This is a genomic window from Leucobacter sp. NPDC058333, assembly GCF_042726155.1.
Classification (GTDB): Bacteria; Actinomycetota; Actinomycetes; order Actinomycetales; family Microbacteriaceae; genus Leucobacter.
Window position 1 is genome coordinate 339,123 of sequence record NZ_JBHXHV010000004.1, and the last position, 8,351, is coordinate 347,473.

The 8,351-nt window shown below is 67.0% G+C and carries 8 protein-coding genes; 5 read left to right on the forward strand and 3 right to left on the reverse strand.

The features are described from left to right. Positions 1–15: 15 nt before the first annotated feature. The 5 genes from ACFWHR_RS14410 to ACFWHR_RS14430 all read left to right on the forward strand — a co-directional run bounded on the left by ACFWHR_RS14410 (position 16) and on the right by ACFWHR_RS14430 (position 4,756). Positions 16–1,107, forward strand: coding sequence for an ABC transporter permease (locus ACFWHR_RS14410; RefSeq protein WP_382449004.1), 1,092 nt, complete (start codon positions 16–18; stop codon positions 1,105–1,107). Then, entirely contained in the window at positions 1,104–1,991 is an 888-nt protein-coding gene (locus ACFWHR_RS14415; RefSeq protein WP_382449005.1) for an ABC transporter permease, read from the forward strand. Before ACFWHR_RS14410 ends, ACFWHR_RS14415 begins: the two co-directional genes overlap by 4 nt. Next, on the forward strand, positions 1,988–2,794 hold the full coding sequence (locus ACFWHR_RS14420) for an ABC transporter ATP-binding protein (RefSeq protein ID WP_382449006.1): 807 nt from the start codon (positions 1,988–1,990) through the stop codon (positions 2,792–2,794). Before ACFWHR_RS14415 ends, ACFWHR_RS14420 begins: the two co-directional genes overlap by 4 nt. Beyond that, positions 2,791–3,648 (forward strand): ABC transporter ATP-binding protein, encoded by an 858-nt coding sequence (locus tag ACFWHR_RS14425; protein WP_382449007.1) that lies wholly within the window; start codon positions 2,791–2,793, stop codon positions 3,646–3,648. The genes ACFWHR_RS14420 and ACFWHR_RS14425 overlap by 4 nt, the downstream gene beginning before the upstream one ends. A gap of 319 nt (positions 3,649–3,967) precedes the next feature. Next, entirely contained in the window at positions 3,968–4,756 is a 789-nt protein-coding gene (locus ACFWHR_RS14430) for an HAD-IIA family hydrolase (protein ID WP_382449008.1), read from the forward strand. 178 nt (positions 4,757–4,934) lie between these two features. Here ACFWHR_RS14430 and ACFWHR_RS14435 read toward each other — a convergent pair whose 3' ends face one another. From ACFWHR_RS14435 to ACFWHR_RS14445, 3 genes are all read right to left on the reverse strand, one after another. Next, positions 4,935–5,705: a FadR/GntR family transcriptional regulator gene (locus ACFWHR_RS14435; protein ID WP_382449009.1), complete on the reverse strand. Its 771-nt coding sequence runs from the start codon at positions 5,703–5,705 to the stop codon at positions 4,935–4,937. Positions 5,706–5,721: 16 nt separating this feature from the next. Then, positions 5,722–7,224, reverse strand: a complete 1,503-nt coding sequence (locus tag ACFWHR_RS14440) for an APC family permease (protein ID WP_382449010.1) — start codon at positions 7,222–7,224, stop codon at positions 5,722–5,724. Positions 7,225–7,300: 76 nt separating this feature from the next. After that, positions 7,301–8,197, reverse strand: coding sequence for a nitrilase-related carbon-nitrogen hydrolase (locus tag ACFWHR_RS14445; RefSeq protein WP_382449011.1), 897 nt, complete (start codon positions 8,195–8,197; stop codon positions 7,301–7,303). Positions 8,198–8,351 lie beyond the last annotated feature (154 nt).

The following is an 8,351-nucleotide window of genomic DNA, read 5'->3' on the forward strand; positions in this document are numbered from 1 at the left end:
AACGGAACGCACATCGTGACACAGACACTCTCTGAACCCGGGGCGGACGCGCAGGCGCCCGCCCCGGCGACGGGCGCGGGCGGCGGCGGGGGCTACTTCCGCTTCGTACTTCGCCGCCTCGGCACCTCGCTCATCACCCTGTTCGGGATCACACTGGTCTCGTTTGGGCTCGGTGTTCTGGTGCCGCTCCGCCCCGAGACCGCCAACCTCAGCCAGCAGGCGCTCTCTAACCCCGAAGCCGTTGCGGCGTTCCGCGCCAAGTTCGGGCTCGATCTGCCCGTCTGGGAGCAGTATCTTCGCTACCTCGGCGGCCTGTTCCGCGGCGACCTCGGAATCTCGCAGCAGACGGGCCAGCCCATCGCCGCCGACCTCGCGAAGTACGCGCCTGCCACACTTGAGCTCGTGCTCTGGGCGACCGTGCTGTCCGTGCTCATTGGCGTGACTCTCGGCATCGTCGCGGCCTACGCGCGCAATCGCTGGCCTGATCACCTCGCCCGCATCGTCTCGCTCATCGGCGTCAGTCTTCCTACGTATTGGCTCGCGCTCGTCGGGTCGACCTTCTTCTTCCGCCAGCTCGGCTGGTTGCCAGGCAGCGGCCGACTCGACGCTTCAGACACCCCGCCGCCGCGCGTTACCGGGTTCATGACGATCGACACGCTGCTCGCCGGCGACATGAGCGCGTGGTCGTCTGCGGTCGCCCACTTGATCTTGCCCGCCACGATCCTCGCCCTCTCGAATCTCGGTATGGTGCTCCGGTTCACCCGCAGCTCCGTGCTCGACGGTCTCAACACCGACGCGGTCAAGGCCGCGCGCGTGAAGGGCTTGCCTGGGCGACGCGTACTCATTCGCTACGCCGTGCGCAGCGCATCGAGTCCGATCATCACCGTCACCGCGTTGTCGTTCGGCTTTCTGCTCGCCGCGACCGTGTACGTCGAGCAGATCTTCGCCTGGGGCGGCCTCGGGCAGTACGCCTACCGTTCGGCGACGAACCTCGACGTCACCGCGATCACCGGCATCTCAGTGGTCATCGCCGTGATCTTCCTCGCAGTGAACTTCATCGCCGACCTGCTCGCGTCGGCCTTCGACCCAAGGATCCGTCTCCAATGAGCCGCACCGATGTGATCTCCATGATCCCCGCCCCGGAGGGCACCCGCCGCCGGCGACGCGTGCCGAAGTGGCTCCGCACCCCGTCGATGATCGCCGCTGGTGCGGTGCTCATCGCGTGGCTCGCCGTGATCCTGATCCCGGCACTGACGCCCTACGACCCGCTCGCAACGATTGGCCCGGCGCTCGCGCCGCCCGATTCTACGTCGCTGCTCGGCACCGATGCGCTCGGACGAGACAACTTCAGCCGGACGCTCGCGGCCGCACGCACATCGATCCCGAACGGCCTCATGATTGTCGCGGTCGCGGCGCTCATCGGCACCGCAATCGGTCTCATCGCGGGATTCTTCGGCGGTTGGCTCGACGAGATTCTGATGCGCATCGCCGACCTCGTATTCGCGTTCCCCGGCATTATTCTCGCCATGGCGATCGCCGCGGCGCTCGGGCCCAGCGTGCAAAATGCTGTGATCGCTGCCGCAATCAGCTGGTGGCCGGCCTACGCTCGCGCCGTGCGCTCGATCGTGCTCGCGCTGCGCGAATCCGAGTATGTGCTCTCGAACCGGCTCTCCGGCGTCGGCCCGTTCAGATCGATCATCGTCGATCTGCTCCCCGCCGTCAGCGGCTCGGTGCTCGTGTTGGCGATGCTCGACATCGGCTCCGCGATTCTGTTTCTCGCCGGACTCTCATTCCTCGGGCTCGGCGCAGTGCCGCCGACGCCGGAATGGGGCTCGATGATTTCGGGGGCAGTGCAGTACTTCGATCAGTGGTGGCTCGCCGTCGCGCCCGGCCTCGCAATCGTGTCGGTCGTGCTCGCCTTCAACATCATTGGCGACGCCATTCGCGACAATCTCGAACCCCGCCTGAGTGAGAACGGAACGAACGCATGACGCTGCTGCAGGTCGATGGCCTCACCATCTCGCGCGCGAGCGGCGCAGGCTCTCCGCTCGTCGACGACGTCTCGTTCTCGGTCGAGGGCGGTGAGGTGGTTGGCGTCGTCGGCGAAAGCGGATCGGGCAAGACCCTCACCGGCCTCAGCCTGCTCGGACTATTGCCCGACGGGCTCGTTGCATCGGGATCGATTCGCTTCAACGGACGCGAGCTGCTCACGCAGACGAAGCGCGAGTGGGAGCGCACTCGCGGCGCTGAGATCGCGATGGTCTTGCAGGATCCATCGTCCAGCCTCCACCCGATGCTGAAGCTCGGCGAACAGCTCACCGATCACGTGCGGCAGCACCTCGGCCTCTCGAAGGCCGCCGCCGAGGCGCGCGCCATCGAACTACTGGAGCAGGTGCACCTCAGCGAGCCAAAGCGCCTGCTTGGGCAGTACGCGCACCAGCTGTCGGGCGGTATGAAACAGCGCGTGTCGATCGCGATCGCGCTCGCCTGCGACCCCAAGCTGCTGATCGCCGACGAGCCGACGACGGCGCTTGACGCGAATATTCGCACCGGCATCATCGCACTGCTCGACGAGCTGCGGCGCGAAACCGGCATGGGCATCATGTTCGTCACGCACGATCTTGCGATGCTGAGTTCGATCGCGGATCGGCTCAACGTGTTCCGCACCGGCGAGATCGTCGAGGCGGGCTACGCCGGCGGCATCTTCCGTTCACCGCAGCACCCGTACACGCGAGTGCTGCTCGACGCGGTGCCCAAGGTGCCGTGGCCGCTTCCGAAGGAGGTCCTGTCATGAGCAGTCGAGTTGAGGGTGCTTCGGCCGCAAGTATGAGCGCCGGTGGCGTCGGCCAGGCCTCGCCGCTTGTCGAGGTGAGCGAGGCCGTGGTCAGCTACCGCATCAAGGGCAAGGGTCGTTTCATTGCCGTGCACGGCGTCGATCTCGAGGTCCGCCCAGGCGAAATCGTCGGCATCGTCGGCGAGAGCGGCTGCGGCAAGTCGTCGCTGGCGCGCGCGCTCGTCGGCATCAACAAGCTGTCGGGGGGATCGATCAAGTTCCTCGGCGAAGAGGTCACACCGCTTCCGATCCGGCGCCGCCCGGCGCATCTCGTGCCGCTGCAGATGGTGTTCCAAGATCCGTACGCGTCGCTGAACCCGCGCCGCCGCATCGAGCGGCAGCTCGAAGAAGTGTGGAACGCGGCCGCCCGCGCCCGCGGCGATGCGGGTGGAGGGGACGCACGCCGAACCGCCATCACCGATGTGTTGGAACGGGTTGGCGTCGATCCCGAACTGCGTTCACGGTACCCGCACGCCCTCTCCGGTGGTCAGCGCCAGCGCATCGCGATCGCAAAGGCGCTGCTCGCCGAACCGCGGGTAATCGTGGCCGACGAACCGATCTCGGCGCTCGATGCTTCGTCGCAGAAGCGCGTCGCTGAGCTGCTGCGGCGACTCGTCGATGAACTGCAGATCGGCATGGTGATCATCTCGCACGACCTCGCGGTGGTGGCGACGATCGCGGATCGCACCGCGGTGATGCGCGCCGGACTGTTCGTCGAGCAGGGCCCGACCGAACGCGTTTGGACGGCGCCCGAGCACTCCTACACGCGCCAGCTGCTCGGCGCGGTCCCGGCCCTGGTGGGCAGGGACGCGTAGGGCCGCCGATCCGGCGTTCCGGCCCGGCGGGCGGCCGCGCGCCCGCCCGCCCGCCGCCCGCCCGCCGAGATGGAGGCGACAAAAACTCCGCCTAAAACGGCCGTATGAACGGAGTTTCTGTCGCCTCCACCTGGGCAGGTCCGCGTCACGGCGGAGCCCGCCCGGAAGGGGCGACAAAAAGTCCGCTTAAGATCGCCGTTTAGGCGGAGTTTCTGTCGCCTCTACACGGGAGAAGCCGGAGTTTCTGTCGCCTCCACCCGGGAGCACCCACCCGAGCCCCTGAAACCGGGCGTTCATACGCGCGGACTACGCTGAGTGCATGACCCAGAACGAACCGCACCCCCGTCGCGCAGAGATCGAATGCTGGCTCACCGACATGGATGGCGTGCTGGTGCACGAGAACCGCGCCGTGCCCGGCGCCGCCGACCTGATCAAGCACTGGCGCGAGAATGAGATCCCGTATCTCGTGCTCACCAACAACTCGATCTTCACGGCGCGCGACCTCAGCGCCCGGCTCGCAGCGTCGGGCATCACCGTTCCCGAAGATCGCATCTGGACGAGCGCGCTCGCCACGGCGGCGTTTCTCAAACAGCAGCAGCCCGGCGGCTCGGCGTTTGTGATTGGTGAGGCGGGCATCCTGACCGCGATGCACGACGCCGGTTACGTCATGACCGAGTCAAACCCTGACTTCGTGGTCGTCGGTGAGACCCGCAACTACTCGTTCGAGGCGATCACGAAGGCGATCCGGCTGATCATCGGCGGCGCGCGTTTCATCTCGACGAACCCCGACGCCACCGGCCCGAGCCACGAGGGCCCGCTGCCCGCGACGGGTGCCATCAACGCGCTCATCACGAAGGCGACGGGCAAGCAGCCGTACATCATCGGCAAGCCGAATCCGATGATGTTCCGTTCGGCGCTGAACCAGATCGGGGCCCACTCGCACAACACTGGCATGATCGGCGACCGCATGGACACCGACGTCGTCGCCGGCATCGAGGCGGGCCTGCACACGGTGCTCGTGATGACCGGCATCTCGGATCGCGCGGAGATCGAGCGCTTCCCGTTCCGCCCCGACGAGGTGCTCGACTCGGTCGCCGACCTCCTGTAGCGCGCCGCGCCGCGGTCGGCCGCCGACCCCCTACCGACGGCCACCGGCCTCCGGCGTATCCCCTCGCAAGCGGGGTAACTTTCGACGCGTGTTGGCCCCGCGACACGCGTCGAAAGTTACCCCGCTCAGGCGCCTAGGAGGGGGGACGAGACGGAGCGGGCGAAGCAAGCAGCGCGGATCACCCGGCGTTCGTCAGCCCCACGTACATTGAGTGGTGCAGCCCCTGCACGTGGGCTGCTGTGATGCGCGCGGCCGTTGCCGCGTCGTGCGCGGCGAGAGCGTCGATGATCGCACGATGTTCGACGTTGCTGTCGCGCAGCAGCCCCATGCTGTACGGCAAGAAGTAGGGGTCGAGCTCGGCGTTGACCCGGTCGACGAGCGGCGTCGCGCGCGGCGTCTGCGCGGCCTCGACGACGAGCCGGTGAAACGCCCGGTCGAGGTTGCGAAACTCCGCCCAGCTGTCGGTGGCAGCCATTCGGGAGGCGAGATCCCGCAACTCTACGAGCTGCTCGTCACTGCGAGTCACCGCCGCGAGCGCCGCGAAGCCAGCTTCGAGCACGGCCCGTTCGTCAATCAGCGTGTGCACGCGCGAGTCGTCGTCGAGAAACGACTGCACGGGGGCGTCGGCGCCGTGGTGCGCGCCCTCCGGCGACGGCGCGGGCCTGACGTAACTGCCGCCGTACCGACCGGGGCGGCGCACGATCACGCCCTCCTCCTGGAGCACCGCGAGCCCGCGCGTCACCGACGCGGCGCTCACCCCGAACGACTCGGCCATCTCGTCGGCCGGTGGCAACCGCTCGTTCGGTTGCAGCAGCCCGAGGTTAATCGCCAGTGTGAGGCGCGCCCGCACGGTGTCGATCGCACTCAGGCGTGAAATCGCCGCCAGACGCGGAGCCGAAAGCGGGTCGTGGCGATCCTGCCCCGCCTCGCGCGTCACTGCACCGGTCATCCCGTCAGCTTACGCGTTACCCGGCTTCGGCCTCCAACACACGATCGAGCTGAATGTCGACCGTGCGACCGCCGTCCTTTCGGTTCACGATCGCGCCGACAATGAGCGCGAGCGGCGGAATCAGCGCGAGCACCACGCTCACCGCCACGCTGCCGCTCGTCACCATCGTGAAGTTCGAGAGCACAAGCCACGTCGAGACACCGAGCGCGAACACCGCGATGATCGGAACGATGGTGCCGGTCCACACATTCTTGCGCAGGCGCGGATTCCGCAGGAAGAACACAACCACCGCCGCTGTCGTCAACAGCATCATCATCACCATGCCGATCGTGGCGACGCCCGCCATGAATCCGAACACCTGCACGAGTGGATCAAGCCCGATCACCACGAAGATCACGACAATCACGAGTGCCGTAATGCTCTGCACGAACGACGAGAATGCCGGGCTGTGATGCTTCGGGTGCACGCGCCCGAGCCGCGCCGGCATCGAGCCGATCTTCGCGAGCGCGAACTGGTAGCGCGCGACGATGTTGTGGAAACTGAGCACGCACGCGAACAGGCTCGTGATCAGCAGAATCTGCATCATGCTGCGGGTGAGTGACCCGGCGAAGTCTCCGGCGGTATCGAGCATCATGTTCTTCGTCCCGAACAGGGTCTGCTGCGCCACATCGGTGACGTTGCTCGGTCCGGCCGCGACGACGAGCACCCACACCGAGAGTGTGTAGAAGACGCCGATGATTCCGACGGCGAGATAGGTGGCCCGCGGAATGGTACGGCTGGGATCCCGCGCCTCGTCCCGGTAGATCGCCGTTGATTCAAAGCCGATGAACCCGGTCAGCGCAAAGAGCACGGCGACGCCGAGACCCGAGGTCAGAAACACGTGCGGGTCGAACGACTCGACCGAGCGCCCCTCGGGGCCGCCGTTCACGAGCACTGCGACATTCACGATCATCATCACGAGCATTTCGAGCGCGAGGGCGACGCCCAGCACCTTCGATGACAGATCGATGTGGCGGTAGCCGAGCACGCCGACGATTATCAGCGCGAGAATCGCGAACACCGACCAGTGAATCTCGGGTCCGCCGTAGTGCCGCACGAGATCCATCACCGCCCAGCCCATGTAGCCGTAGATGCCCGCCTGGATAGCGGTGTAGGCGATGAGCGCGACGTACGCGGTGCCCATGCCGAGCCGGCTGCCGAGGCCGATGGTGACGTAGCTGAAGAACGCGCCCGCCTCCTTCACGAACGGCGTCATGGCGACGAAGCCGACCGCAAACAGCAGCAGCACGATCGAGGCGAGCAGGAAGCCGACGGGCGCCCCCGCGCCATTTCCCTGGCCGATCGCGAGCGGGGCGTTGCCGCCGATCACGGTGAGCGGCGCGGCCGCGGCGATCACCATGAAGGCGATGCTGCCCGTGCCGAGATTGCCGGTGAGGCGGGAGCGCTGTGCGGGAGCGTTGGCAGCGGTATCTGCCGCGCCGGTCGTGGCGGCGCGGGTCGCCGGGGTCTCGTGTGTCATGGAACTTCCTCGTTCAGTGATGGGTGGGATGCGCGACGCCTCCGTGGTCGGTACTCACGGAGACATCAGTGCTGGATCAGGGCAGCGCGTCGCCCCGAAACAGCTCTCGGCGCACCTCTGCGAGATACGGATTCTGGGCACGCGCGGCGGCGCGCTCGGCGCGGTCGACCTCTGCAATGAGCAGGGCCTCCCCCGCCGCGTCGGCCTGCGCGAGGTGGGTACCGAGGGGCCCGGCGATCACGCTGCGCCCCACGTACTCAAGTTCGCCGTCGGGGCCGTGCTGATTCGCGTAGGCGACGTAGAGCGAGTTCTCCCACGCGCGCACGCGGATCACGTGTTCGTTCACGAAGCGATACGGTTCCATTTGCGCGGTGGGAACGGCGACGAGATCTGCCCCGGCGTGCCCCGCTGCGCGAACCGTCTCGGGGAATTCGACGTCGAAACAGATCAGGATCGCGATTCGGTGGCCCCGGTACTCCGCAATCGTCAGTGGCTCGTCGCCCGCCACGAACATGTCGCGGTCGAGATCGCCGAAGAGCTGGATCTTGCGGTGCTTCGCCAGCACCGCACCCGTATCGTCGATGAGCCAGGCTGAATTGGCGACGGGCGCCGACGCGGGATCGGGATCGGGATCGGGATCTGCGGCTTGCGCTTCAGCGCCGCCCAGCAGTTCGGCGCCGCTCAGCAGTTCGGCGCCGCTCAGCAGTTCAGGGCCGCCCGCGACGATGGCGATCGCGTGCCGACGCGAGATGTCGCGCACGCGCTCGAGCGGTTCGGTCGCGGCGAGGCCGCGCACGGTCGCACCAATGTTGTAGCCGGTGACGAACATCTCTGGCGTGATGAGTAATTCAACGCCCTGTTCGGCGGCGGTACGCGCGGCGGCGTCGAGGGCGGCGAGATTGGCGGCGGCGTCCGCGGCAACGCTGGCGGCCTGCCACACGGCGATCTTCAGGGGTCGAACAGCATCGGTCATCTCATCATTGAACCACAATTATGCCCAAATGAAACAATTAAAATCTCGCGGGCCCCCACCCAAACCGCGAGCGGGGTAACTTGTGGCGCGTGTTGCGCCCGCAACACGCGTCGAAAGTTACCCCGCACGCGAAGAGGCGGAGGGAGGGGTGGGG

Bases quoted from the DNA above. Each gene is read 5' to 3' on its own strand.
- ACFWHR_RS14440 (WP_382449010.1), bottom strand. From the start codon at position 7,224: ATGACACACGAGACCCCGGCGACCCGCGCCGCCACGACCGGCGCGGCA.
- ACFWHR_RS14445 (WP_382449011.1), bottom strand. From the start codon at position 8,197: ATGACCGATGCTGTTCGACCCCTGAAGATCGCCGTGTGGCAGGCCGCC.
- ACFWHR_RS14425 (WP_382449007.1), top strand. From the start codon at position 2,791: ATGAGCAGTCGAGTTGAGGGTGCTTCGGCCGCAAGTATGAGCGCCGGT.
- ACFWHR_RS14435 (WP_382449009.1), bottom strand. From the start codon at position 5,705: ATGACCGGTGCAGTGACGCGCGAGGCGGGGCAGGATCGCCACGACCCG.
- ACFWHR_RS14415 (WP_382449005.1), top strand. From the start codon at position 1,104: ATGAGCCGCACCGATGTGATCTCCATGATCCCCGCCCCGGAGGGCACC.
- ACFWHR_RS14430 (WP_382449008.1), top strand. From the start codon at position 3,968: ATGACCCAGAACGAACCGCACCCCCGTCGCGCAGAGATCGAATGCTGG.
- ACFWHR_RS14420 (WP_382449006.1), top strand. From the start codon at position 1,988: ATGACGCTGCTGCAGGTCGATGGCCTCACCATCTCGCGCGCGAGCGGC.